At 70.2% G+C, this 25,646-nt stretch carries 23 protein-coding genes; 11 read left to right on the top strand and 12 right to left on the bottom strand.

The features are described from left to right. Positions 1-52 precede the first annotated feature (52 nt). From DLJ58_RS13375 to DLJ58_RS13360, 4 genes are all read right to left on the bottom strand, one after another. The gene (locus tag DLJ58_RS13375) at positions 53-976 is read right to left on the bottom strand and encodes a COG1361 family protein (RefSeq protein WP_124856309.1); all 924 of its coding nucleotides are present in this window, start codon (positions 974-976) and stop codon (positions 53-55) included. 76 nt (positions 977-1,052) lie between these two features. Continuing rightward, positions 1,053-1,598: a hypothetical protein gene (locus DLJ58_RS13370; protein ID WP_124856307.1), complete on the bottom strand. Its 546-nt coding sequence runs from the start codon at positions 1,596-1,598 to the stop codon at positions 1,053-1,055. 271 nt (positions 1,599-1,869) lie between these two features. Further along, positions 1,870-2,892: a DUF4331 family protein gene (locus tag DLJ58_RS13365; protein WP_124856305.1), complete on the bottom strand. Its 1,023-nt coding sequence runs from the start codon at positions 2,890-2,892 to the stop codon at positions 1,870-1,872. A 170-nt stretch (positions 2,893-3,062) separates the two neighbouring features. After that, positions 3,063-4,322, bottom strand: coding sequence for a glycoside hydrolase family 16 protein (locus tag DLJ58_RS13360; protein WP_124856303.1), 1,260 nt, complete (start codon positions 4,320-4,322; stop codon positions 3,063-3,065). Between the two features lie 377 nt (positions 4,323-4,699). On the opposite strand from DLJ58_RS13360, the gene DLJ58_RS13355 reads away from it, so the two are divergent. After that, positions 4,700-5,098, top strand: a complete 399-nt coding sequence (locus DLJ58_RS13355; protein WP_112638248.1) for a hypothetical protein — start codon at positions 4,700-4,702, stop codon at positions 5,096-5,098. 8 nt (positions 5,099-5,106) lie between these two features. Here the strand turns inward: DLJ58_RS13355 and DLJ58_RS13350 are convergent, their stop codons facing one another. The 3 genes from DLJ58_RS13350 to DLJ58_RS13340 form a co-directional block, all read right to left on the bottom strand. Further along, on the bottom strand, positions 5,107-6,564 hold the full coding sequence (locus DLJ58_RS13350) for an aminotransferase class V-fold PLP-dependent enzyme (protein ID WP_124856301.1): 1,458 nt from the start codon (positions 6,562-6,564) through the stop codon (positions 5,107-5,109). After that, positions 6,554-8,239 (bottom strand): ABC transporter ATP-binding protein/permease, encoded by a 1,686-nt coding sequence (locus DLJ58_RS13345; RefSeq protein WP_124856299.1) that lies wholly within the window; start codon positions 8,237-8,239, stop codon positions 6,554-6,556. The genes DLJ58_RS13350 and DLJ58_RS13345 overlap by 11 nt, the downstream gene beginning before the upstream one ends. Before the next feature lie 112 nt (positions 8,240-8,351). After that, positions 8,352-8,972, bottom strand: a complete 621-nt coding sequence (locus tag DLJ58_RS13340) for a TetR/AcrR family transcriptional regulator (protein ID WP_124856297.1) — start codon at positions 8,970-8,972, stop codon at positions 8,352-8,354. Between the two features lie 68 nt (positions 8,973-9,040). Between DLJ58_RS13340 and DLJ58_RS13335 the strand changes: the two genes are divergently transcribed. After that, positions 9,041-9,757 (top strand): SDR family NAD(P)-dependent oxidoreductase, encoded by a 717-nt coding sequence (locus DLJ58_RS13335; RefSeq protein ID WP_124856295.1) that lies wholly within the window; start codon positions 9,041-9,043, stop codon positions 9,755-9,757. Positions 9,758-10,005: 248 nt separating this feature from the next. Here DLJ58_RS13335 and DLJ58_RS13330 read toward each other — a convergent pair whose 3' ends face one another. After that, a complete protein-coding gene (locus DLJ58_RS13330; protein WP_158629585.1) occupies positions 10,006-10,839 on the bottom strand; it encodes an alpha/beta fold hydrolase in 834 nt (277 codons plus the stop codon). Continuing rightward, entirely contained in the window at positions 10,836-11,420 is a 585-nt protein-coding gene (locus DLJ58_RS13325) for a TetR/AcrR family transcriptional regulator (RefSeq protein ID WP_124856291.1), read from the bottom strand. The genes DLJ58_RS13330 and DLJ58_RS13325 overlap by 4 nt, the downstream gene beginning before the upstream one ends. A gap of 135 nt (positions 11,421-11,555) precedes the next feature. Between DLJ58_RS13325 and DLJ58_RS13320 the strand changes: the two genes are divergently transcribed. From DLJ58_RS13320 to DLJ58_RS13285, 8 genes are all read left to right on the top strand, one after another. After that, positions 11,556-12,734, top strand: coding sequence for an alcohol dehydrogenase catalytic domain-containing protein (locus DLJ58_RS13320; protein ID WP_124856289.1), 1,179 nt, complete (start codon positions 11,556-11,558; stop codon positions 12,732-12,734). Between the two features lie 534 nt (positions 12,735-13,268). Next, positions 13,269-14,816: a multiple monosaccharide ABC transporter ATP-binding protein gene (mmsA, locus tag DLJ58_RS13315; RefSeq protein ID WP_124856287.1), complete on the top strand. Its 1,548-nt coding sequence runs from the start codon at positions 13,269-13,271 to the stop codon at positions 14,814-14,816. Continuing rightward, the gene (gene mmsB / locus DLJ58_RS13310; protein ID WP_124856285.1) at positions 14,813-16,111 is read left to right on the top strand and encodes a multiple monosaccharide ABC transporter permease; all 1,299 of its coding nucleotides are present in this window, start codon (positions 14,813-14,815) and stop codon (positions 16,109-16,111) included. The genes mmsA and mmsB overlap by 4 nt, the downstream gene beginning before the upstream one ends. A gap of 52 nt (positions 16,112-16,163) precedes the next feature. After that, positions 16,164-17,267, top strand: coding sequence for a substrate-binding domain-containing protein (locus DLJ58_RS13305; RefSeq protein WP_124856283.1), 1,104 nt, complete (start codon positions 16,164-16,166; stop codon positions 17,265-17,267). A 111-nt stretch (positions 17,268-17,378) separates the two neighbouring features. Beyond that, complete coding sequence (locus DLJ58_RS13300) at positions 17,379-18,641, top strand: ROK family transcriptional regulator (protein ID WP_124856281.1); 1,263 nt, start codon at positions 17,379-17,381, stop codon at positions 18,639-18,641. A 173-nt stretch (positions 18,642-18,814) separates the two neighbouring features. Next, positions 18,815-19,780 carry an ATP-binding cassette domain-containing protein gene (locus DLJ58_RS13295; RefSeq protein WP_124856279.1) on the top strand — a complete coding sequence of 322 codons (966 nt, stop codon included), beginning with the start codon at positions 18,815-18,817 and terminating at the stop codon, positions 19,778-19,780. Further along, on the top strand, positions 19,777-20,607 hold the full coding sequence (locus tag DLJ58_RS13290; RefSeq protein ID WP_124856277.1) for an ABC transporter permease: 831 nt from the start codon (positions 19,777-19,779) through the stop codon (positions 20,605-20,607). Before DLJ58_RS13295 ends, DLJ58_RS13290 begins: the two co-directional genes overlap by 4 nt. A gap of 69 nt (positions 20,608-20,676) precedes the next feature. Next, positions 20,677-21,765, top strand: a complete 1,089-nt coding sequence (locus tag DLJ58_RS13285; RefSeq protein WP_124856275.1) for a DNA glycosylase AlkZ-like family protein — start codon at positions 20,677-20,679, stop codon at positions 21,763-21,765. A gap of 48 nt (positions 21,766-21,813) precedes the next feature. Here DLJ58_RS13285 and DLJ58_RS13280 read toward each other — a convergent pair whose 3' ends face one another. From DLJ58_RS13280 to DLJ58_RS13270, 3 genes are read right to left on the bottom strand one after another with little or no spacing between them, the layout of a single operon-like run. Then, positions 21,814-22,803 (bottom strand): ABC transporter permease, encoded by a 990-nt coding sequence (locus DLJ58_RS13280; protein ID WP_124856273.1) that lies wholly within the window; start codon positions 22,801-22,803, stop codon positions 21,814-21,816. Then, the gene (locus DLJ58_RS13275) at positions 22,800-23,690 is read right to left on the bottom strand and encodes an ABC transporter ATP-binding protein (RefSeq protein WP_124856271.1); all 891 of its coding nucleotides are present in this window, start codon (positions 23,688-23,690) and stop codon (positions 22,800-22,802) included. The genes DLJ58_RS13280 and DLJ58_RS13275 overlap by 4 nt, the downstream gene beginning before the upstream one ends. A gap of 20 nt (positions 23,691-23,710) precedes the next feature. Then, a complete protein-coding gene (locus DLJ58_RS13270; RefSeq protein WP_112678633.1) occupies positions 23,711-24,118 on the bottom strand; it encodes a GntR family transcriptional regulator in 408 nt (135 codons plus the stop codon). A 255-nt stretch (positions 24,119-24,373) separates the two neighbouring features. On the opposite strand from DLJ58_RS13270, the gene DLJ58_RS13265 reads away from it, so the two are divergent. Continuing rightward, positions 24,374-25,642 carry an Nramp family divalent metal transporter gene (locus DLJ58_RS13265; RefSeq protein ID WP_112624877.1) on the top strand — a complete coding sequence of 423 codons (1,269 nt, stop codon included), beginning with the start codon at positions 24,374-24,376 and terminating at the stop codon, positions 25,640-25,642. Positions 25,643-25,646 lie beyond the last annotated feature (4 nt).

The raw sequence follows: 25,646 nt of genomic DNA, 5'->3' as shown, positions 1-25,646 counted from the left end.
TCCGGGGAACGGCCGGGCAGGTGGTGGGTGGAGTGGGACGGTGGGTGGGTGGTCAGGCCCACTGGGTCTGGCGCCGGCGGACGAGGTACCAGCCACCAAGGGCGACCAGCACCAGCAGGGCGATGCCGCCGACCGTGTAGACCAGCCAACTCGGCCCGCTGGACGTCGCGACCGTCATCGGCGCCGCGACGGGTAGGACGATCTTCCCGGTCGCGGTGCTTTCCACGGTGCCGCTGGCGAGCTTCGCGTGCACGTCCCAGGTCCCGGCGGGCAGGGCCTGGTTGACCTCGATCCGAACCTGACCGCTCTGGCCGGGCAGGATCGTCACGCCGTTGGTCACCTTGAACGGACCGGCCTGGACCGCCGCCTTGGTCAGCGACAGGGTGCCGGTCATGTCCAGCGCACGTTCGCCGGTATTGGTGACCTTCGCGGTGACCACGGGGAACTCCCCGGTGCCCGGCTCCGCGGCCAACCCTTCGATCCGGAAGTCCGTTGGCGGCTCACCACCGGGACCGATGTCGAGGTAGACCCGAATGCCCACCCGGTGGATCTGGGTGACGTTGCCGGTGCGCTCCTTCACGCTGGTGACCTGCGCCCAGATCGCGGCGTACCGCTCGCCCTTCGACGCCTTCTTCGGCACGGCGAGCTCGACCTCGACCGGTCGTCGCTCGCCCGGGTCCAGCCGCATCGTGGCGGTCTTCAGCCGGATCCACCCGCTCAGTTCGTTGCCGGTACGCCCTTCGGGCACGGTGAAGGCGTTGTTCTCGACCGACGCGGCTCCGGAATAGAACTCGATTTTCTGCGCCTCGGCGGAGGTGTTCTGCACCTCGACCCGGCGGTTGATCGTCGTGCCGGGCTTCAGGTGATCCACGATGTAGACCTGGGCCCTCGGGTCCTGCACCCGGCTGGCCGGGATGTCCAGCATCCGGATGCTGATCGCGGCTTCCTCGGCTGGGTCCTGTCGCTGCTCCCGCACGGCAACGGCTGGTGCCGCCGAAACCCCGAGCGCCACGAGGGCGACCGAGGCCAGCAGCACCAGCCGGCCGAGCGGCTCAGAACACCGAATGTGTCACCGTCCCGGTGTAGACACCCTGGACGGTGCCGACGGGGATGTTCACCACCAGGGTGGGGTTCCAGGTGGCGAAGTTGTTGCCGGTGCCACCGGTGTGTGTCATCGCCGTCCGGGGGACGTTGATGATCACCTGCTGGGCCGCGGTGGGTTGGCCCGGCGTGAAGGTGCCAGAGCCGGCGGTCGCCGTAGCGGGGCCGGACCAGTACAGAACGTTGATGTTCGGGATCGTCTCCCCGGAGGAGCCGCCACCGGTGATGAAGTCGGTGGAGATGACGGTGGCCGTCCAGTTGGGGGTGAGCGAACCTCGCTGGTCCAGCACGGTGACCGGGCCGAGCAGACCGGTGACGGTCGAGCCCTCAATGCCGTGACCGATGTTGGCCGTCGCCGGCACGGTGATCGACAGGCCGCCGGCGGCGTCGACGGTGAGGGTCACGATCGTGTCACCCGTGGTGTCCGCGGCGGCCGGTCCGGCGAGCGCTACGACGGCGGCGACGCCGGCCAAGCCCGCGAGAATCTTTCTACGCATCGAGTCTCCTTTGTGCTGAAGTGCGCTGGGAAGCACTTAAGAGACTAACTACGCAAAACGCCCATTCATGCTCGAATGACGCGAGCATCACCCGGTGGACGTTCGATGATCGTGCTCGATCCTGGATGCGGCGGCGTCGTGTTCGCGGGAGGGGCCTCTTTCCTGGATCGAGCACGATCATGCATGGCCCGCCGCGCGCGCTGGGCCCGCGCGGAGGGCGCGCACGGCAAGGGCTCGGCGCCGTACCGGCCGCCGAGCCCTGCGAGCGGATTCAGGCCGCGACCACGTACGGGAACGTGGCGGAACGGGCGGCCTTGGTGACCTCCGAGGTGAGGCCCGCCGTGGTGCCGGTGTTGAGGACCAGGGAGAACATCACCTCGGGCACGTTGTCGGCCAGGGTGCGCCCGTTGCGGACCGCGAAGCCGAAGTTCGCGGCCGTGCCGACCTTGTACGAGAGCAGGTCGGGGTAGAGCTGCCGGGCGACGCTCCAGCCGTACGCCTGCGGGTCCGGTGCGGTGCCGTTCGCCTTGACCACCCCGGCGACCGCGTTCGCGATCTCCTCCCCGCCCTCGGCGAGGTCGTTGCTGGGATGCCGGAAGTTGGCGGGGTCGGAGAAGTCGGTGTCGTGGGGCCAGAAGATCGGCCACATCATGGGGTGGGCGGCGCGGTTGATCTGGCGCCATCCGCCGGCGTCGGTGGCCAGCATGGTGCGACACCACACGCCGATCTCGGTGCCGTCGCGCAGCAGCGGCTCGTCGTGGGAGACCTCGAGGACGATCGACTCGACGGTGGTGCCGGCGAAGCTGTTCTTGGCCTGGTCGGCCCGCCACGCCGAGCGGTCCACCCGCGAACCGTTCTTGACCGCGCCGTTGACGGTGGCGAGTTCGTCGAGGTCGATGAAGAAGGGGTCGGTGATCCGGCCGGCCCAGATCCGGACGTTGCCGCCGGTCGTCACCTCGCCGGTTCGCCCCTCGGCGATGGGGGTGCCCATCGCGGCGTCGTCGCGGGCATCCGCTCCGGTGAGCTCGTACAACTGGAGGGCCTGCCGGGCGTCGCCGTCCGGCTCGCCGAAGGCGAATCGGTAGGTCAGGTCCTCCACCTCGGCGCGGTTGATGTGAATCTTGATCTCGTAACGCGCCTCGGCGTGGAAGCCGCGCTTGATGTCGGCCCTGGTCACCGAGCTGTTGACGTCCATGACGAACACCGTGGCGCGGTCACCGTTGAAGACGTACAGGTCGTCGATGTACAACTGGCCGCCCTGGGCGGCCAGGGGCGTATCGAGGTGGTGCGACATGAGCTCACTCCCGGAACTGCCGGATTCTTGACTAATCCGAACATAGTGGGCATGAGCCGGACCTCCCCTCCCATCGAGTCAATCCGGTTCGAGGAGGTGGGCGAGGCTCCAACGGCGGTGGGCCGCCCGTAGTTCACCTCGGACGGCCCTCGCCTTCGTGCTCGGGTTGATCAGATGCGAGACCACTTCTGGTTGGCGGCGCCGAGGCAGTCCCACAGGTGCAGCTTGCCGCCGTTGTTGGGGTTGGCCTCCCGTACGTCGACGCACTTGTTGGCGTTGAGGTTGACCAGGTCGCCGGAGGCGTTGAGGGTGAAGCGTTGCGCGGTGTTGCCGTTGCAACTGACCAGGTTGACCTCGGTGCCGTTGGCGGTGCCGGCCCAGGCCGGGTCCATGCACTTGCCCATCGCGCGGACGGTCCCGTCGGAGGCGAAGGTCCAGTTCTGGGCCGCCGTGGTGTTGCAGTCCCAGATCTGGAGTTTGGCGCCCTCGACCGGGTCGGCGCCGGGGATGTCGATGCAGCGACCGCTCTGCGCGCCCCGGATCCGGTTGGTGCCGGGAGTCGGGTCGCCCCCGCCACCCGAGGTGTAGCTGGACACCCGGACGTAGTCGACGAGCATCTGCTGCGGGAACTGGGTCGAGCCGTCCGGGTAACCGGGCCAGTTACCACCGACCGCCACGTTGAGGATCATGAAGAAGGGGTGGTCGAACACCCAGCGGCTGCCGCCGAGCCGAGCGGGATCGACCCGGTGGTACTGCACCCCGTCGACGTACCAGGTGATGACGTTCGGCTCCCAGTCCACCCGGTAGGTGTGGAAGGTGTCGGCGAGCGGCGCGTCAAGGGTGCGGCTGCCCGTGATGCCGCCGCCGCCGGAGTAGCCGGGCCCGTGCACGGTGCCGTAGACGGTGTTGGGCTCCCTGCCGATGTTCTCCATGACGTCGATCTCGCCCGCGTCGGGCCACCCGCCGCCGGTGCCGAGCATCCAGAAGGCCGGCCAGATGCCCTGACCGCGCGGGATCTTGATCCGGGCCTCGAACCGCCCGTACGTCTGGGTGAAGGTGGCCGCCGTCAGCAACCGTGCCGACGTGTACTCGCAGCGCCCGTAGTGGCACTGGTAGTTGGCGGGATTGTCCCGGCGGGCGGTGATGACCAGGTTGCCCTGGCCGTCGTGGACGGCGTTGCTGGTGCTGTTCGTGTAGTACTGCCGCTCGTTGTTGCCCCAGCCGCCGCCGCCGGTGTCGAACCGCCACTTGTTCTGGTCGACGGGCGTGCCGGCGGGAGAGTTGAACTCGTCCTGCCAGCTGATGGGGCCGATGGCGGCCTCGGCCCGGTCGGGGTGCGCCGGGACGACGAGCGCCGTCGCGGTCGCGACGAGGGCGGCCGCCAGGAGTACGAGGGGGCGGAAGCGGAGGCTGGGCCGGGCTGTGAACACGGGAGGCTCCTCAGCTTGGGAGTGGTGGAGGCGGTTCGCCAGGGTAGAGAGCGCTCTCTAAAGCGAAGCATGTCGATATCATGCCTTTCTGTCAAGAGTGTTTCCAGTATCACGACTGTCCGTTACCGCCCGATGCTGACCAGTGAGCGGCGGAGCGCTGACCCCGGTCGTCGCCGTTGCATCGCTCGATGCCTCCGAGATGGACGACGCGACCCATCGAAGGAGTTCGGCGCGGCCGAGGGTTACTCGATAGCGGTCGAATCGACCCTTCCTATTGCCGTGGGGCGTCCACGCGGGACAGGATGACGAGGCGTGCCGGAAACTTTCCCGTAACCTGCGCGCTGCTGGTCTCTGTCACAAGGAAGTGGGAGTCAGTCATGAGCGAGGCGTCGACGGCGCTGGGTGTGCGCCTCTACCCGGATCTGGTCGAGCGGGGTGGCCTGGCCCCCGCGCTGATCGAAACCGCTGCCCGCCACGGGCTCGACATCGGCCGGGTGACCGCGCCGGAGCAGGGGCGGGCCCGGTTCACCTGCGCCGAGCTGCACTCCGACGAGGGCGTGGTCTGCGTGGGGCTGGGCTCGCAGGCCCGATACTTCATGATTGACCTGCGCGTCTCGGGAGAGGTTCTCGCCCGCGGTGACGTCATGGACCTGGTGCAGGTCGCCCAGGTGGCCGCTGCCTGGCGGGCCGGCCTGACGTTCGCCGAGCTGACCGCCCGGTTCCCGTTCATGGAGGAGATCAAGCACCGCCCGGCGCCGGTGGCCCAGGTCAGCTAGTCGGCAGGTCAGCAGCGCAGCCGAGGTGGCAGAGGTGACTCCGCACCGGCACTCCGGTTGAGGTAGGTCGACTGGACGAAGTCGACGAGGCGCTCCGCGTCGGTCGCAATCGAGGCCAGTCCGAACGAGACGCGGACCGCGCCGCCCGTCGGTAGCCCCAGCGCGGCGAGGTACTGGTCGATCGTGTCGACCCCCGCCAACAGCCGCTGCCGCATCGACGTCCGGCCCAACCCGAACGCGCCCTCGGCCGCGCCCGGGTTACAGAAACAGCCGGTACGCAGGGAGAGCCCGGCCGTTGCCGCCTCCCGCGCCACGAGCCGTTCGTCGACCAGCGTGCCGTCCGGGTGCCGGAGGTTGAAGGTCACCGTGCCACCGCGCCCCGCACCCGTCGTCGGCCCGTACACCTGGACCAGCGGCCCGCCGGTGTCGTGCCGCAGGGTGGCCAGCCGCTCCAGCAGCCACTCGGTGAGCAGGCCGACCCGGGCGTGGACGAGGTCCACGCCGATCGAGTCGAGCCAGCGCAACCCGAACTCCACGTCCGGGATGCTCAGGAAGTTGAGCGTGCCGTCCTCGAACGCCGACTCGTCGTCCATCGGCCGGTGCCAGTCGCCCTGCACGCTCACCGCGCGGATCGTGCCGCCGGCGAACCACGGTCGGCGCAACCGGGCCAGCGCCGAACGGCGCGCCAACAGCGCGCCGACCCCGGTGGGATACCCGAAGAGCTTGTACCAGCTCAGGCAGACGAAATCCGGCCGGACGACGCCGAGGTCCAGCCGGTTCGTCGGCGCGAAGGCGGCCGCGTCGAGCAGCACGTCGTAGCCGCGCTGGTGGGCCAGCTCCACCCAGCCCAGCGGGTGCTGCACCCCGGAGAAGTTGCTTTGCGCCGGATAGGCGAACAGCCCGCGCCGACCGGGCCGACCCCACCGACGGGCTCGGCTGGCGTCCAGCGCCGCGACCAGGTCCGACTCGGCGAACCGTAGCTCCGGCCCGTTCAGCGGCAGGTAGCGTACGGACGCGCGAGCCGACCGGGCGTACTCGCGGATGCCGTTGACCGAGTTGTGGTTGTCCCAGGTGAGCACGAGCGGCGCGGCCCGGCCGAAGTCGTACGCCTCGCCGACCAGCCGGCAGGCGCCGCTGGCGTTCGGGGTGAAGATGACCGCGTACTCGTCCGGGTCGGCGCGGAAGAAGTCGAGCACCGCGCGTCGCGCCGACTCCACCAGCGAGCCCGCCGCCACGCTCGTGGGGTTCTCCGAGTGGGGGTTGCTGTACAGGCCGGCGAGCAACCGGTCGTGGTGGGCGCGAACCTGCGCCTGGGCGGCCACCCCGGCTCCGGCGTAGTCGAGGTACACCTGCCCGTCGGTGTCCAGGTGTCGGTACTCGCTGGCGCGCAGCTCGTCGATCCGGCCGGTGGCGGCGTATCCCGGCAGCGCCGTGGGGGAGGCGGGTGGCGTCGGGTCAGGACGCACGACGGGGATCCCGTCGGAGCAGGACCGCCCAGGCCGCGCCCAGGAAGAGCAGCACGAAACCGCCGAGCACCAGCCAGTCGACCCACACCGGCCGGGAGAAGCTGTCGCCGTACGTGGCCAGCAGCGGCGGGCCGAGCGGGGAGCCGCCGTCGCGCCAGAGCCGCTCCACCCCGGCGGTGTGCCCCAGGCCCTCGAACGCCCACCGGTTCGACATCGCGTAGCTGAGCCACTGACCGCCGGCCGCCATGGCCGGCACCGGCAGGATCGCGCCGACGAACAGCACCTGTGGGAAGCAGAGCATCGGCAGCATGAGCGTCGCCTGGGCCGCGTCGGACACGGCCGCCGAGCAGAGCAGACCGAGGGCGAGCGCCGCCGCCGAGGAGAGCAGCAGGGTCGCGTACAGGGCGGCGAAGTCGGTGCCGCCGACCGGCGGTAACCGGGCCATGGCGCGCAGCACCCCGAGCAGGGCCAGGTCCACCAGGGCGAGCAGCGGCAGCAGCACCGCGACCTTCGCCAACAGGTACGGGACCAGCCGGACACCGGCGAGCCGCTCCCGGCGCAGGATCGGCAGCTCGGTGCAGATCTGGAGGAGCCCGTAGGTCAGCCCGAAGAAGAAGCCGCCGAACGCGATCCAGAACAGGATCATGACGGTCACCGTCGGGCTGGGTCTGGTCGGCTCGAACGCCCCCGGGCGGAACAGCAGCGCGAACATGCCGAGCACCATCAGCGGCGAGCCGAGCAGGATCGCCAGGGTCAGCCGGTTGCGGCCGACGATCTCCGTGTTGCGCGCGGTGAGGACCGCCCACTGGCGCAGCCGGCCGACGCGCCAGGGCGGCGTCGCGGCGACGTCAGCGTCGTCGGTGGTACGGGGACGCTGTTCGGCCGCGCGATGCTCGGCGAAGCGATCGGGCCACTCGGCGGGTTGCGTCGCCTCGTCGAGCCGGAGGTGGACCTCGACCAGGGACCGCAGGCCGAAGAACTCCCGGGCGGCGGCCGGGGTGCCGGTGAACGCCAGCCGGCCCTGACGGGTCAGCACGACGACCCGGTCGCAATGGTCCACGTCGGTGATCTGGTGAGTGGTCAGCACGACGGTGGCACCTGTGTCGACGAGCGCGCGGAGCAGCCGGAGCAGCTCCACGGCGATCGCCGGGTCCAATCCGGAGGTGGGCTCGTCCAGGAAGAACACGCCGGGTCGGGTGAGCAGCTCGACGGCGATGCTGGCGCGCTTGCGTTCACCGCCGCTGAGCAGGCCGACCGGCGTGGCGGCCCGGTCGGTGAGTCGCAGCTCGGCGAGCACCTCCGCGACACGGTCACTGATCTCGGCCGGCCCGGTGGTGGAGGGCAGGCGTAGTCGGGCGGCGTACCGCAGGGTGCGGGCCAGGGGCAGCTCGCGGTGGATGATGTCGTCCTGCGGAACCACACCGATGGTGCCGGCCGCGGCGCTGCCGTCGTACGTCACGGTGCCCGCCGCCGGTCGCTGTACCCCGGCGAGGATCTCCAGCAGGGTGGTCTTGCCGGCGCCGCTGGCGCCGATGATCGCGACCAGCTCGCCCGGCGCGATGCTCAGGCAGATGTCGGTCAGGATCTGGCGACCGCTCCGGACGCTCTGGCCCAGCCCCTGAGCGGCGATGCCGACACCGGCACGCGGGGGAGACGTGGTCTGCTCGGTCGTCATGTCGAGTGCTCGATCCGGTCGGGGATTGGTCCGCCTGAATATCGTGCCTCGCCGATGCTACTGAGCGGCCGAGCAGTGCGCCCGGAGTGGACGGTCAGCGACCGTCGTCCGTTCAGCCGGTGGTGGTCCGCGCCTGCGCCGGCACCTGGAGGAGATCGAGGCAGTTGCGCCACAGCGTCTCCAGCTGGGTCGGATCGTTGAGCAACTTCGCGAGCAGGACCCGTCCCTCGATCTGGGCGACGATCGATCGGGCGGCCTCCCGGCTGTCGACCGCCGGGCCCGCCAGGCCGCGCTCCTTCGCCTCGACGACGACCTGCTCGATGAGGCTGATCTGCTCCTCGAAGATCTCCTGGAGCCGACCGCGGATCTCCTCGGCCTGGTTGCTGAGTTCGAGGGCGAGGTTGCCGAACAGGCAGCCCGCGACCACGCCGGCCTTCTGCTGGCCGACGCGCTGGACCTCCTCGGTGGCCTCGAACAGGTCCCGGAGCCGCTGCAGCGGGTCGCGCTCGCTGCCGAGCAACTGCTCCCACTGGCGGCGCTGGGTGACCCAGTGCTCGTCGATGACGGTGCGGGCGAGCGCCTGCTTCGACTCGAAGAAGTAGTAGAAGCTGCCCTTCGGCACGCCCGCCGCCGCGCAGATCTCGGCCACGCCGAGCGCCGTGTAGCCGCGCTGCTCGATCAGCGTGGCGGCCGCGTCGAGGATCTTGTTCTTCGCGTCACTGGTCCGACCCATGCCTCGACGATACACGACCGGTCGGCTAGCTTTTAGTAGACCAGTCGTCTAGTGAAGGTGGTTCCCTCATGAACAGCAGTCAGAGCCAGAAGGTCGTCGTGATCACCGGTGCCTCCCAGGGCATCGGCGCCGGTCTCGTGGACGCCTACCGCAAGCTCGGGTACGGCGTCGTGGCGACCTCGCGCTCGATCGGCGCGTCCGACGACCCGGAGATCGTCACGGTCCGGGGCGACATCGCCGAGGCTGACACCGCCGAGCGGGTGGTGCGTGCCGCACTCGACCGCTTCGGGCGGATCGACAGCCTGGTGAACAACGCCGGCGTCTTCGTCGCCAAGCCGTTCACCGACTACACCGACGAGGACTTCGACCAGGTCACCGGGATCAACCTCGCCGGGTTCTTCCACCTCACCCAACGCGCCATGCCGCACCTGCTGGCCAGCGGGGCCGGTCATGTCGTCAGCATCACGACGAGCTTCGTCGACCAGCCCAACTCCAACGTCCCGTCGGTGCTCGCGTCGTTGACCAAGGGCGGCCTCAGCTCGGCGACCAAGTCGCTGGCCATCGAGTACGCGGGTCGCGGTGTCCGGGTCAACGCCGTCGCACCCGGCGTCATCAAGACCCCGATGCACCCGGTCGAGACGCACCAGACGCTCGCGGGTCTGCACCCGGTGGGCCGGATGGGCGAGACCAGCGACGTCGTCGATGCCGTGGTCTACCTCGAGTCCGCCCCGTTCGTCACCGGCGAGATCCTGCACGTCGACGGCGGGCAGAACGCCGGTCACTGATCCCGCCACACCGAGCAGGCCGCCCACCGATGTGTGGGGGCAGGATCCGCACCGCCGGTGCGGATCCTGCCCGACGGCGGCCGGTGCGACACCCTGCGCGGGGGTACGCCTCGTGCGCCGGTGGGTCACCGGCCGCAGTCATCGAGCCCGAGCGGATGCGTTCGACGGGCTGAGGCGGTGGGGTGTCTCGGCGGTGCCGCCGGTGACACGGAGCCCCGGTAGCGCGCAGGGCGCCTCGGCCGGCTCGGCTAGGCGGCGGGTACCGCGGCGAAGAACTGTCGAAGCGCGTCGGCGACCACTGTGGGTGCCGTCATGGTCACGAAGTGCGACTGACCTGGCCAGACGACGTAACGGGCCGCTGGAATCGCCCGCGCGATGGCGTTCATCGTGGTGGGCATCGGCTCCCAGGTGTCCGCGCCGGCCAGCAGGAGAGTCGGCACGGCGATCGAGGACCACCGGGTGATGTCGGTGCTGTCCTGCGCGAGCGCCTCCAGATCGTGCAGCCAGCCGACCGCCGAGCGGCGCGCCTCGACCGGGTCGGGCACCCGATCTCCCGCGCCGGCGGCCATCGCGGCGACGATCTCGGCCGGAACCCGCGTCACATCGTTCAGGGCCGCTGCCATCGCGGCGGCGTCGTCGCGCTCGAAGGCGGCACGGTACCGGTCGAGCAGCGGCGCGACCTGCGCTCCGGCCGCGAAGAGCGGCGGCTCGAAGATCGCCAGGGAGCGTACGTCGCGCGGATCGACCAAGGTGGTGTGCAACGCCAGGGTCGCTCCGTAGGACGCGCCGACGAGATGGACCGGTCGGCCCGAGGATCGCCGGGCGGCCTCGATGACGGCGAGCAGGTCGGCGGTCTCGTCCCGGAAGGACTTGGTGCCGGCCGGAACGTCGCTGGGGCCGTATCCGCGCCGGGCCGGCAGCCACACCTCGTGGTCCTGGGTCAGGTGCTCCGCGACGGTGGCCCAGGAGTGCAGCCCGCCACCTGAGCCGTGCACCAGGACGACGGGGTCTCCGACACCCAGTCGTCGTGCCACCAGGTGGGTTCCGTCGGCCGACTCGACCGACTGATCGTGGCTGCTCACTGCTGCTCCTGTTTCTGGGTCGGCCAGTTGCTCAACGTGGTGTGCACCGCGTCGAGAATCGACTGCCACGACGCGTCGACAGCGCGGGGATGCCCGAAACCGTCGACCGTTTCGAGGCTCACGAAGCCGTGGAAGGTGCTGCGGACGAATCGGATGGCGTCGGTCAGGGCCGGCTCGTCGAGCCCGTACCCGCGCAGCATCGCGTAACTCAGCTCGATCAGGCGTAGGTGCCCGGCCGACCGGGTGCCGACCTCGGGCGGCAGTTGGAGCTGGGTCGCCGCGTACTGCCCCGGATGGGTGACGGCGAACGCGCGCCAGGCGTCGGCGAATCCGACCAGGGCCTGGCGACCGGCCCGCCCCGCCACCGCGATCGCCAGCGCGTCGGCGAAGGTGGTCGCCGCCCGGACCGCGACGTGCTCGATCAACGCGTCCCGGCTGCGGACGTGCACGTACAGGGCCGCGTCCGAGACCCCGAAGTGCCGGGCGACGGCGGCGACGGTCAACCGGGACAGGCCGACCGAATCCGCCAGCTCGGCAGCGGCGGCCGAGACGCGCGCGTTGGTCAGACCCTGCCGTGGCATACCGGACCTTTGCTTCACTAGGAATTAACTTAGGGTTCCTAAGATAGCACCGCAGTCGGCTGCGGGGTTCGGGCAGGCATGAACTGCCCAGTCGGGGGAAGACCGGCCGTTCCACCGCCGAACAGGAGAGCCGGGATGAAAGCCGTCGTCTACACCGACGTCCGGACGGTCGCGGTGAGGGAGGTGCCCGACGCGACGCTGGAGGCGGAGACCGACGCGCTCGTGCGGATAACCTCCACCGCCCTGTGCGGCACCGACCTGCACATGTACGACGGACGCACTAGCGCCGAGCCCGGCCTGGTGCTCGGGCACGAACCGTTGGGCGTGGTGCAGGAGGTGGGCGCCGCGGTGCAGACCGTCCGGCCGGGGACCCGGGTGGTGATCCCCACGCACCTGTTCTGCGGGACGTGTGTGATGTGTGCCCGCGGGCTCTCGGCGGCCTGCCTGCGGGCCCGGGCCGCGGGGCCAGGCGCGGCGTATGGGTATGCCGGGATGGGTCCGTACCGGGGAGCGCAGGCCGACCTGCTGCGGGTGCCGTGGGCCGACGCCAACTGCGTACCCCTGCCCGGCGAGCCGGGGGACGCGTACGAGGACGACTTCGTGCTGCTGGCCGACGCGTTCGTCACCGGGTGGCACGCCGCCACCACCCTCGCCGAGGTTGGGCCCGGTGACACCGTGGCGGTGTTCGGCGCCGGCACAATCGGCCTGCTCGGCGCCTACGCGGCGCTGCTCCGAGGCGCCCGGGTCGTGTACTCCGTCGACGGCGTCGACGCCCGACTCGACAAGGCCGGTGAGATCGGGGCCGTGCCGATCGACTTCCGCAGGGGCGACCCGGTCGAGCAGATCCGGGCCGACCGGGCCCGGACCGGGCTGCCGCTCGGAGAGGAGAAACTGGGCGGTGTCGACAAGGTCATCGACGCGGTCGGGTTCCAGGCCCGCGACCGGGAGCACCCCGACCGGGAGTGCCCGAACCAGGTCATCGCCGACGCAGCCCGGCTGGTCAACGCCGCCGGCGCGATCGCGGTCGCCGGTGTGTACCCGGACCGGGACCCACACCCCGGGCCCGGCGCGGATGGCCACGAGAACCTGGTCGCGCCGTGGGGGGTGCTGTTCAGCAAGGGGGTCGCGGTCCGTTTCGGTCGCACCCACGACCGCCGCTACACCGTCCTGCTGCGGGACCTGGTCGTCGCGGGCCGGGCGCGGCCCAGCGTGATCGTCACCCACCACGGCACCCTGGCCGACGCCCCCGAGCTGTATCGCCACTTCGACCGGCGGGAGCACGGCGTGATCAAGGCGGTGCTGCACCCGAGCTGACCCGGCCGGGATGGCGCGGTGTGCCGCCACGAACCGCCCTTAACGGACGTCAGGGCACTGATCTGTCGTCCGGTGAACTCCGCTCCGCGAAGGTGACGGTCGATGCGTCCGGCCGGCAGAGGCGTGGGTCACATCGGCTGCCCGAGACCCGTGGTGCGCCTCCCGTACGGCGTTGGGCCTGGTTGCCGATCACCGTCGTTCGATGGCACGGCGGGTGCGCTGCGTTACCGGCCGCACCCTCCCTGGCGCGTCTTGCCTGGTGGGAAAGCTGCGGGTAGCGGCGCGGGTCGATCGGCGCGTTGTCGCAGGTCGGCGTGGGTGCGGGAGCCGAAGCGGGGTGCCGGGAGGGGCTGCGGTGGCCGCTGTGGCAGACGAACACTCTGCCACATCTATATTGCCGGATTGTTACTTTTTCAACAGTCCCTCGCCTTGCGGATGGCCCTTCGGCCGCAATACGTTGCCGTCAACAACAAAACCAAGTGAAGGTTCAACCTTCCGGAGGCAACCGATGACGTTGGCGAGGTGGTACGAGCGATGAGCGACGTGCCCATCCTCCTTGAGATGCGCTCCATCACCAAGGAGTTTCCCGGAGTCAAGGCCCTCTCCGACGTCAACCTGGTGGTTCGCGCCGGCGAGATCCATGCCATCTGCGGCGAGAACGGCGCGGGCAAGTCCACCCTGATGAAGGTGCTCAGCGGGGTGTACCCGCACGGCACCTACGACGGCAAGATCATTTACCAGGGGTCGGAGAGCAAGTTCTCCGACATCCGGGCCAGTGAGAACGCCGGCATCGTGATCATCCACCAGGAGCTCGCGCTCATTCCAGGGATGTCGATCGCCGAGAACATCTTCCTCGGCAACGAACCGCGCAAGCGGGGCGCGATCGACTGGAAGGCTGCGAACCGGATGGCGCTGGACCTGATGGCCCGGGTCGGTCTGGAAGAGGACCCGGACACCCTGATCAAGGACATCGGGGTCGGCAAGCAGCAGCTCGTGGAGATCGCCAAGGCGTTCGCCAAGGACGTGAAGCTGCTGATCCTCGACGAGCCCACCGCGGCTCTCAACGAGGCCGACTCCCGTCACCTGCTGGACCTGCTGCGCGGTTTCCGCTCCCGTGGCATCACCTCGATCATGATCTCGCACAAGCTCAACGAGATCGAGGCGATCGCCGACCAGATCACCATCCTGCGCGACGGCCGGACCGTGGAGACCCTCGACGTCAAGGCGGACGGGGTCGACGAGGACCGGATCGTGCGGGGCATGGTCGGCCGCGAGCTGAGCAGCCGGTTCCCGGACCACACGCCGAAGATCGGTGAGGTCTTCTTCGAGGTCCGCAACTGGAACGTCCGGCACCCGATCTCCGCCGATCGGCAGGTCTGCAAGAACGAGAGCTTCGTGGTGCGCCGCGGCGAGATCGTCGGTTTCGCCGGCCTGATGGGTGCGGGCCGCACGGAACTCGCGATGAGTGTCTTCGGCCGCTCCTACGGGGTGTACGAGTCGGGCACGATCATCAAGGACGGCAAGGAGATCGTGCTGAAGTCGGTGGCGGACGCCATCGACAACGGGCTCGCCTACGTCAGCGAGGACCGTAAGGCGCTCGGCCTCAACCTGCTCGACGACATCAAGACGTCGACGGTGGCCGCGAAGCTGTCCAAGATCTCGCACCATGGCGTGCTGAACGAGGTCGAGGAGTATCAGGCGGCCGAGGCGTACCGCAAGGAGTTGCGGACCAAGGCCCCGACGGTCGACGAGGGCGTCTCCAAGCTCTCCGGCGGCAACCAGCAGAAGGTCGTCCTGGCCAAGTGGATGTTCAGCGACCCGGACCTGCTGATCCTCGACGAGCCGACCCGCGGTATCGACGTGGGCGCCAAGTACGAGATCTACGGCATCATCCAGCGGCTCGCCGACCAGGGGAAGGGCGTCGTCGTCATCTCCTCGGAGCTGCCTGAGCTGATCGGGCTCTGCGACCGCATCTACACCGTGTTCGAAGGTGCCATCACGGGCGAGATCGCTCGGGCGGACGCGAACCCGGAGACCCTCATGAAGCAGATGACCTCGACGAAGAAGTTGGCCACCCGATGAGCCGTATCAAGGACCTTCAGAAGAACCTGTTTGGAGGCACGACCTCCAACGCCCGCCAGTTCGGGATGATCTTCACCCTGGTGGCGATCGTCTTGATCTTCCAGATCTGGACCAATGGGCTGACGCTGCGGTCGGACAACCTGATCGCGCTGTTCCAGCAGAACTCGTACATCCTGATTCTGGCCATCGGCATGCTCATGGTGATCGTCGCCGGGCACATCGACCTCTCGGTCGGCTCGGTCGCGGCATTCACCGGCATCCTGGTCGCCAAGTCGATGACCGAGTGGGATCTGCCCTGGCCCGCCGCCATCGTGTTCGGCCTCGCCATCGGCGCGGTGATCGGCGCGTGGCAGGGCTTCTGGGTGGCGTACGTCGGGGTGCCGGCGTTCATCGTCACCCTGGCCGGCATGCTGCTGTTCCGCGGTGGCAACCAGTTCATCGGCAACGCGCAGAGCATTCCGGTGCCGGAGGGCTTCCGGGAGATCGGCTCGGGCTTCCTGCCCGAGTTCGGTCCGAACACCGGCTACAACAACGCGACGCTGCTGCTCGGTCTGGCCGCGGCGGTGGCGGTGGTGTGGCGCGAGATCCAGGCCCGCAAGACCCGTCGGGCGATGGACGCCGACCCGGTGCCGATGTGGATCTCCATCCTCCGGATGGCCGTCATGGTCGGGGTCATCGCCTTCGCGGCGCTGCGCTTCGCCAGCGGTCGCGTCGGCACCAGCTTCCCGATCTCGGGCATCATCCTGGTGGCGCTGGTCATCGCGTACTCCTTCTACACCCGCAACACGGCCGGCGGCCGGCACATCTACGCGGTGGGCGGCAACTCCCGGGCGGCCGAGCTGTCCGGCGTGAAGCTCAAGCGGGTCAACTTCTTCGTCATGATGAACATGTCCGTCCTGGCCGCGCTGGCCGGCATGATCTTCGTGGCCCGTTCGCAGGCATCTGGCCCGCAGGACGGCAACGGCTGGGAGTTGGACGCCATCGCCGCGGTCTTCATCGGCGGCGCGGCCGTCGCCGGCGGCATCGGCACCATCAGCGGCTCCATCGTCGGTGGTCTGGTCATGGCCGTGCTCAACAACGGCCTCCAGCTTCAGGGCGTGGGCACCGACAAGGTCCAGATCATCAAGGGCCTGGTCCTGCTGCTGGCGGTCGCGATCGACGTCTACAACAAGAGCCAGGGGCGGTTCTCCATCATCGGGAGCCTGATGCGGCCCTTCCGCCGCGACGACTCCGTCCCACCCGCCTCACCGCCGGACGCGGAGCGCGAGCCCGCCAAGGCAGCGGTGTCCGGCTGACGGTCACCGACCTCACCACCCTGTTACACCTCCAGAAAGGCAAGTCCTCACCATGCGTAAATTCTTCGGCACGTCGGTGGTCGCGGTCAGCGCCGCCGCCATGCTGGCCCTCGCCGGCTGCGGTTCCGGCCGCGACGGCGACAGCAGCTCCAGCGGCGACGCCGCCAAGGGCTTCGCGGCCAACTCCCTGATCGGCGTGGCCCTCCCGGCCAAGACCTCGGAGAACTGGGTCCTCGCCGGTGACCTGTTCAGCAACGGCCTCAAGGAGGCCGGTTTCCAGGCTGACGTGCAGTACGCCGGCGCGTCGACCACGGTCGCCGACCAGCAGGCCCAGATCACCGCCATGACCACCAAGGGCGCCAAGGTCATCGTCATCGGCGCGACCGACGCCGCGCAGCTGGCGACCCAGGTCGCGGCGGCGCACGCCGCCGGCGCCAAGGTGATCGCGTACGACCGGCTCATCACCAACACGCCCGACCTCGACTACTACGTCGCGTTCGACAACTTCAAGGTCGGCCAGCTCCAGGGCCAGGCCCTGCTGGACGGCATGAAGGCCAAGAAGCCGAACGGCCCGTACAACATCGAGCTGTTCTCCGGCTCGCCGGACGACAACAACGCCGGTGTCTTCTTCAACGGCGCGATGGACGTGCTCAAGCCGGAGATCGACAAGGGCAACGTCGTTGTCGCCTCGGGTCAGAAGGACGTCAAGCAGACCGCCATCCAGGGCTGGAAGGCCGAGGGTGCGCAGGCCCGCATGGACCAGCTGCTGACCTCGACCTACGGCAGCAAGGAGCTGGACGGCGTCCTCTCCCCGAACGACACCCTGGCCCGCGCGATCCTGACCTCGGTCAAGGGCGCAGGCAAGCCGGTCCCGGTCGTCACCGGCCAGGACTCCGAGGTGGAGTCGGTCAAGTCGATCGTCAAGGGCGAGCAGTACATGACGATCAACAAGGACACCCGCAACCTGGTGAAGGAGACCATCAACATGGTCAAGGCTCTCCAGGCCGGCGACAAGCCGCAGGTGAACGACACCGAGTCCTACAACAACGGCAGCAAGGTCGTCGACACGTACCTGCTTCCGCCGGTCGCCGTCACCAAGGCGAACGCGGCTGAGGCGTACGCCAACGACCCGAAGCTCGCGCCGCTCACCAAGTAATCACGCACGGTAGGCAGTAACGCCGATGGGTCCCGGGTCTCCTCTACCGGGACCCATCGTCGTCCCTGCACCCCCGCACCAACCGGCCTCGACCCGGAAGGAGGTCTGACCGTGGCGATACCAGTACGGGCCAGGCCAGCCGGCGTCGGCCGCAACGCCGAATCCCCGCTGCCGTCGGTTCCCGGCGCCAGCCAGGAGGAGATCCGGCGGCAGAACCTCGGCGCTGTGCTGCGCTACGTCCACCTGCACGGACCGACGTCCCGCGCCGAGCTGACCAGCCGGCTCGGCCTCAACCGAAGCACCATCGGCGCCCTCGCTGCCGACCTGGTCGCCAGCGGCCTGGTCACCGAGGAGGCTCCGACCACCGCCCGCCGCGCCGGCCGCCCCTCGCTGGTCGTCAGCCCTCGCTCCGACCGGGTCTACGCCCACGCGTTGAGCATCGACGCGGACCGGCTGCGTGCCGCCCGGGTCGGCCTCGGCGGGCAGATCCTCGATCTACGGGAGATCCCCCGACCGGGCGGCATGTCGGCGATCGAAGCCGTCGGGCCCCTCGCCGACCTGGTCCGCGACATGGAACGTTCGGTGGCCGGCGACGCGCTGCTGGTCGGCGGCGCCGCCGCGGTCACCGACACCACCCGCGACCCGGACGGCAGGCTCCGGATCGCCAGCATCGACGAGACGCTCGGCGCCGCGCTGGAGGCGGAGTTCAGCTCCGGCCCCGGGTTCGTGGCCGGCGACCTGGCCGACATCGCCGGCTTGGCCGAGCATGTCCGGGGCGTCGCGGTCGGCATCGACGACGTCATCTACCTGCACGGCGACCTGGGCATCAGCGCCGGCATCATCGTCGGTGGCCGACTGGTGATCGGCCACCGGGGTCACAGCGGCAAGGTCGGCCACATGGTCGTCAACCCCAACGGCCTGCCCTGCGGTTGCGGTTCACGCGGTTGCTGGGAGACCGAGATCTCCGAGGCCGCGCTGTTGCGGCACGCCGGCCGTGACCCGAGCGACCGCGCGGCGGTGGCCGAGGTGCTGCGCGCGGCGGCGGACGGCGACCCGACCGCCCGCGCGGCGGTCGAGCAGGTGGCGGACTGGCTCGGCTTCGGCGTGGCGAACCTGGTCAACGTGGTCAACCCGGACGCCGTGGTGTTCGGTGGCTCGCTGCGCGACATCTTCACCGCCGGCGCGGACGTGGTCCGGGACCGGCTCGACACCATGCCACTGCCCGCCTCGCGCGAGCACCTGGGGTTGCGCGCGGCGGCGCTCGGCCGCGACGCCGTCCTGATCGGCGCCGCCGAGTTGGCGTTCGACAAACTCCTGGCCGACCCGTTGAACGTCGGCGTCGCGGGCCAGGTCGGCACCGCCGATCCCGCGTAGCCGCGACTCCCCGCCGGTGCCGCCTGGCTCCGGAAGTTACCTGACGTCGGCCGCGACGCTTGCCGCTGGCACCACCCTGCCCCACTCGGTCTGGTCTTCGTGGGACCTCCCGTACGCACTATCGTACGGTGTACGGTAGCGCGGCCAGACAGTTTCGGGAGGGGAGCGCGCTGATGACAAGAACCGACGCGATAGTGGCGCACGGGCTGCGCAAGCGGTATCGGGACCGGTACGCGCTGGACGGGTTCGACCTGCGGGTGCCGCGGGGAACCGTGTGCGGCCTGCTCGGCCCGAACGGGGCCGGCAAGACCACCTCGGTACGGATCCTCTCCACCCTGCTCCGACTCGACGAGGGTCGTGCCGAGGTGGCCGGCTTCGACGTGACCCGCGAGCCCGATCAGGTGCGCTACCGGATCGGGCTGGTGGGGCAGCATCCCGCGCTCGACGAGGCGCTGAGCGGCCGGCAGAATCTCGTGCTCTTCGGCCGGCTGTTCCACCTGGGTCGCCGCCGGGCCCGCCAACGGGCTGTCGAGCTGCTGGAACGCTTCGGCCTCGCCGACGCCGCCGAGCAGCCGGTCAGCACGTACTCCGGCGGCATGCGCCGACGGCTCGACCTGGCGGCGGGCATGATCCTGGCCCCCGCGGTCCTCTTCCTCGACGAGCCCACCACCGGGCTGGACCCGCGTGGCCGCAACGAGGTGTGGGAGTCGGTCCGGGAGTTGGTACGCACCGGCACCACAGTGCTGCTCACCACCCAGCAACTGGACGAGGCCGACCAACTCGCCGACCGGATCTCGGTGGTCGAGGCCGGCCGGGTGATCGCCGAGGGAACTCCGGACGACCTCAAGACCCGGCTCGGCGGCGATCGGATCGAGGTGGTCGTCGCAGCGCCGACCGACCTTGCCGCCGCCGTCGCCCAGATACGCCGGGCGGCCGACGACGAACCGACTGTCGACGTGGACCGGCGGATGGTGAGCGTCCGGGTCGGTCACCAGGCCGGTGCGCTCGTCGACGTGTTGCGGGCGCTCGACGCCGTGAACGTCCCGGTGGCGGACGTCGCGCTGCGCCGCCCAACCCTGGACGACGTGTTCCTGCACCTCACCGGGCACCGGGCGGCGACCGCCGAGGTGGCGGCATGAGCGCGGTGACCGTGCCGGCCCCGCCGGTGGATCTGACGCCCGGCCGGCCCGCCCTCCTGGCCGACAGCGGCACGCTCGTCTGGCGCGGCCTGGCCCGGTGGCGACGCGATCCTGGCCCACTGATCGCCTCGCTCGGCTTCAACATCCTGATCGTGTTGATGTTCGCCTACCTGTTCGGTGGCGCGTTGCAGGTGCCCGGCGGTGGCAGCTACCGAGAGTTCCTGATGCCCGGCATGTTCGTGATGACCATGGTCTTCGGCATCAGCCTCACCACGATCGCCGTTGCCGAGGACCTGGAGCGCGGGGTGACCGACCGGCTCCGATCGATGCCCGTGTCACCGCTGGCGCCGCTGGCGGCCCGGGCGGTGGCCGACATGCTGTTCGCGGTTGTCACCCTCGGAGTCCTGCTGCTGACCGGTCTCGCAACCGGGTGGCGGGCACACGGTGGGGTCGGTGCCACGCTGGCGGCGGTGGGATTGATCCTGCTGCTGCGCTTCGCCCTGATCTGGGTCGGCATCTTCCTCGGGCTGGTCGCCCGTGGGCAGACCGCCGTGGTGGCCGTGCAGACCCTGGAGTTTCCGCTCGGCTTCCTCTCCAACGCGTTCGTCGCACCGTCCACCATGCCCGCCTGGCTCGGGGCGGTGGCCGCGTGGAACCCGCTGTCGGCGACCGTCGGCGCCACCCGTGAGCTGTTCGGCAACCCCGGTTGGGGCGGCGACTCCTGGGCGGCGCAGCACTACCCGTTGCTGGCGGTGCTCTGGCCGCTCGTCCTGGTCGCGGTCTTCCTGCCGCTCTCGGTGGCCCGGTACCGACGGCTGGCCGGCTGAGACCGCACGGACGCGGGTTTGACCCTCTGGGCCCGATCGGTGTCGGTGGTCGTCGTTAGGCTCACCGGCGTGGATGTGCACCGACTCGATCGGGCCCAGGCGCGGCGGATCGCCATCCGGGCCCAGCTGCTGGCCGCTCCGCGTCCGACCGACCTGATGACCGTGGTCCGCCAGTTGACCCTGGTGCAGATCGACCCGACCGCGGCCGTCGCGCCCAGCGCCGACCTCGTCTGCTGGAGCCGGCTCGGCTCGTCGTACCAGCCAGCGCACATGCGCGAGGCCCTCGAACGGGACCGGACGCTCTTCGAGCACCAGGCGATGGTGCGACCGATGGACGACCTGGGGCTCTTCCTCGCGGCGATGGCGGCGTCGCCCGGTCATGAGCGCCACCGCGAGTGGCTGCGCGCCAACGACTCGTTCCGGCGAGACGTCCTCGACCTGCTCGGCCGTGCCGGTCCGCTGCTCTCCCGCGACATCCCGGACACGAGCGCCGTGCCCTGGCCGTCGTCGGGCTGGACCAACAACCGCAACGTCACCCAGATGCTGGAGTTCCTGGTCCTGCGTGGCGAAGTCGCGATCGCCGGCCGCCAGGGCCGACAGCGGCTCTGGGACGTGGCCGAGCGGGTCTACCCGGCCGACGTCCCCGTCATCGAGCTGGAGCAGGCGCGCCGACTTCGCAACGAGCGACGGCTGCGGGCGCTGGGCATCGCTCGGGAGAAGGCGGTGGTCGTGCCCGGCGAGCCGGCCGAGGTCGGTGACGCCGGCGAACCAGCGGTCATCGAGGGCGTGGCGGGGGAGTGGCGAGTGGACCCGGCCGCGCTCGGTCAGCCCTTCACCGGGCGTACGGCGCTGTTGTCACCGTTCGACCGGCTGGTGCACGACCGGGTCCGCCTCGCCGACCTCTTCGAGTACGAGTACGTGCTGGAGATGTACAAGCCCAAGGCGAGTCGGCGGTGGGGCTACTTCGCGCTGCCGATCCTGCACGGCGATCGGCTGGTCGGAAAGGTGGACGCCACGGCCGAGCGTCGGCGCGGCACGCTCGCCGTGCACGCCGTCCACGAGGACGTGCCCTTCACGCCCGAGGTGACCCGGGCCGTGCACGAGGAGCTGCACGACCTGGCGTCCTGGCTGTCGCTGACCGTCGAGGGCCTGCGCTGACGGGTGATCGCCGAGGCCCCCGCTCCCCGACGAGCACCCGTCGCCCCGCTAGGCGATCCGGCGGATCCGGCGCACCGCCAGGTAGAGCAGGAGCACGGCAAGGGCGACGAAGATGCCCGTCTCGATGCTTTGGAACAGCCAGAACCGGTCCGCCGGTTGGTACAGCTGCCAGTTGTACGCGCCAGGTTCGAGGCCCAACTCGGCACCGCAGACCCGACCGTCCGGCCCCTGCCCGCCCGGTGGGCACTGGATCCGGCCACCCTCCGCCATCATCGTGCCGTCGGGGTTCCGGACGCCCTGGGCGAGGACCCAGTCGCCCCGGCTGACCTCGGGTGGCCCTTCCCCCTCGATCGGGAAGGTCTGGGTCCGGGCCGCCTGATAGTGCCGTCGGGCCAGCAGCTCCACCGCCGCCCGTACGCCGATGAACCCGGCGAGGGTGATGCCCATGGCGGGCAGCATCCGCTTCCAGACGGTGCCAGCGAAGACGCCCAGCGCCACGGCGAACAGGGTGTAGCCGATCGGGACGATGCCCTGCAGATCGAAGACGATCATGCCGAACCGGCCCTCGTGTGCGGCCTTGGTGAGCGGGTCGACCCACCAGGACATGCCCAGCCCGTAGACCGTCGCGAGGATCAGGGCGGACCCGCTCACCAGCCCGAACTTCACCAGGGCCCACCGATTCCGGCCGACGCCCTGGGTCCAGACGAACCGGTGCGTACCGTGCTCCACCTCGCGGGCGACCAGCGGCGCACCCCAGAAGAGGCCGACCAGCACCGGCAGGGTGATCAGCAGTACGGCTACCAGACTGAGGTTGCCGTACTGGTTGCCGAAGCGCCGATAGCCCGCGTCGCAGGTCTCCCGGGTCGCCTGCGCCACGTCGGCGCGGGCGAGTTGGCTGGCGCAGTCCGTCAGCCCGAGGTCGGCGAAGGTGTGCCGCATCGCGATGCCGATCGGCACCAGCAGGGCGGCGAGCGCGGCGAGCGCCAGCAGCGTGTAGAACGCCTGCTTGCGATGTTGCCGCCAGGTCAACCAGATCATGCTGCTACCCCCCACTCGCTGTGACTGGTCTGCGTGGTGCCGTCGGCCAGGTAGGCCAGCACGACGTCCTCCAGGCTCACCTCGCGGACCGTCCAGGCCGGATCGGTGACCGGCCCGTCGGCGCGGACCAGCAACGTGGACTGCCGGTCGGTGTGGCTGGCCCGGACCACTGCGGCGACGCCCCCGATGACGCCGCCGTCGTGTCGTGGCCCGACGAGCTGCCGGTGCTCGGCGACCAGGTCGTCGACCGCGCCGGTGAGCTGCACCTGGGAGGCGTTCAGCACGATCAGGTAGTCACAGACCCGTTCCAGGTCGGCCAGCAGGTGCGAGGAGAGCAGGACGGTGGTGCCCGACTCCGCGACGCTGCCCATCAACGACTGGAGGAACTCCCGTCGAGCCAGGGGATCGAGGCTGGCGACCGGTTCGTCGAGCAGCAGCAGCCGCGGCTGCTTGGCCAGTGCCAGAGCCAGCGCGACCTGGGCCCGTTGACCGCCGGAGAGCTTGCCGACCGGCTTGTCCGGCGGGATGCCGAGCTGCGCCAGCCGGGTTCGGGCCAACGTCGCGTCCCACCGCTTGTTCAGCTTGCCGCCGGCGATGACCAACTCGGACGCCGTGAAGTCCCGGTACAACGGGGTGTCCTGGGCGACGAACCCGATGTCGGCCAGTCCCTCGGTGTCGCCGTACGGGGAGCGACCGAACACCCGGACCGCACCGGCATCGGGCTTGAGCAGCCCGACGGCCAGGTGCAACAGCGTGCTCTTGCCCGCGCCGTTCGGCCCGACCAGCGCGGCGATCCGGCCGGCCGGCAGATGCAGCGAGCAGTCCCGCAACGCCCAGGTGCTGCCGTACCGCTTGCCGAGCCGGTCTGCTTCCAAGACCATGTCCATCCCTTGTCCTCTCGTTCCGCTCACGCGGGCTCCTTCTGTGGGGCGTCGTCGGCGAGGGTGGCGCGCAGCGTCGTCTCCACCAGGGCGATGACGTCCTCGGCCGTGAGGCCGGCGGCTTGCGCCCGGTGCAGCCAGGCGACCAGGTCGTCGCGCAGCTCGGCCTGGTTGGGCAGGGACGCGCTGGCCAGGGTGCGCTGAACGAACGTGCCCACCCCGGGTCGGCCACCGACCAGACCCTCGATCTCCAACTCCCGGTACGCCTTCAGCACCGTGTTCGGGTTGATCGCCAGGGATTGCGCGACGTCCCGGACCTTCGGCAACTGGTCGCCCGGTGTCAGCAGGCCAACCCGTAGCGCCTGTTTCACCTGCTGCACGAGCTGCATGTAGGTGTTCACCTTCGACCGGCTGTCCAGTACGAACTCGATCACTCCCGATGATCCTTCCTGTTGTCCTACGACAGTAGGACTAATAGACAGCTTCATCGGTGACCCACCGGCTGTCAAGCCCGGCGCGGCACGTTCTGTTCGGGCGCGGCGCGTCTCGTCCGGCGCGCCGCTTGCTGGCCGTCGGGCCCGGCGCGGCGGGCAGGACCCTGGTGGCACCGGCAGGCCACCGGTTGGCACCCAAGGGTCAGCCCGCGGGGAAGGGACCGGCAGCGATCCGCGTGGACGGGGAGGTGTCGGGTGGTCACCAACGAACTGACGACGTCGAGGGCGACTCCACTACAGGCCGCTCGCGCCCGGGGCCGCGTACGCGGGCGGTTGATCCTGCTCGGCCCGGCGTTCGTCGCCGCCGTCGCGTACGTCGACCCCGGCAACTTCGCCACCAACTCCGCTGCCGGCGCCCGCTACGGCTACCTGCTGGTCTGGGTCGTGGTGGTGGCCAACCTGATGGCGATGCTGGTGCAGACGCTCACCGCGAAGCTGGGTCTGGCCACCGGGCGCAGCCTGCCCGAGCTGTGTCGGGAGCGCCTACCCCGGCCGGTGAACCGGGTGATGTGGGTGCAGGCCGAGTTGGTCGCCATGGCCACCGACCTGGCCGAGGTGATCGGTGGCGCGGTCGCCCTGTACCTGCTCTTCGGCATCCCCCTGCTGCCCGGCGGGATCATCATCGGCACGGCCGCGTTCGCCGTGCTCGCCCTGCGCTCGCGCGGGTACCGCGCCTTCGAGGTTGTCATCGCCGTCCTGCTCGGGGTGATCGTCCTGGCCTTCGCCGCCAACCTGCTCGCCTCCGGCTCCGACCCCGCCTCGGCCATGGCCGGTCTGGTGCCGCGCCTACAGGGCACGGACAGCGTGCTGTTGGCCGCCGGCATCCTCGGCGCGACCGTCATGCCGCACGTCATCTACGTGCACTCCGCGCTCACCCGCGACCGCATTCCCGCCGCCGACGACACCGAGCGTCGGATCCTGTTCCGCGGCCAGCGCACCGACGTGCTGCTCGCCCTGAGCGCGGCCGGCGCGGTCAACCTCGCCATGCTGCTGATCGCTGCGGCCAGCTTCCGGGGCGGCGGCCCGGGCGGTGCGGACAGCCTGGAGGGGGTGCACGCCGGGCTCGGCCAGACCATCGGGACCGCCGCCGCGTTCGGGTTCGCCGTCGCCCTGCTGGTCTCCGGGCTCGCCTCCACGAGCGTCGGCACCTACGCCGGAGAGGTGATCATGCAGGGCTTCCTGCGTCGGCGGGTGCCGCTGCTGCTGCGTAGGTTGGTCACCCTCTTGCCCGCGCTGGCCGTGCTCGCCATCGGCCTCGACCCGACCCGGGCGCTCGTGCTGTCCCAGGTCATCCTCAGCTTCGGCATCCCGTTCGCGCTGATCCCGGTGGTCGCCTTCACCCGCCGCCGCGACCTGATGGGCAACCTGGTCAACCACCCGCTCACCACCGCCGCCGCTTCCCTGGTGGCCGTGCTGGTGGTCGCGCTCAACGCGTTCCTCCTCTGGCAGGTCGTCGCCGGCTGAGCCG

Source organism: Micromonospora arida (genome assembly GCF_003857035.1).
Lineage (GTDB): Bacteria > Actinomycetota > Actinomycetes > Mycobacteriales > Micromonosporaceae > Micromonospora > Micromonospora arida.
The sequence above is the reverse complement of the archived record's forward strand: the minus strand, read 5'-3'. Positions and strand labels throughout refer to the sequence as shown.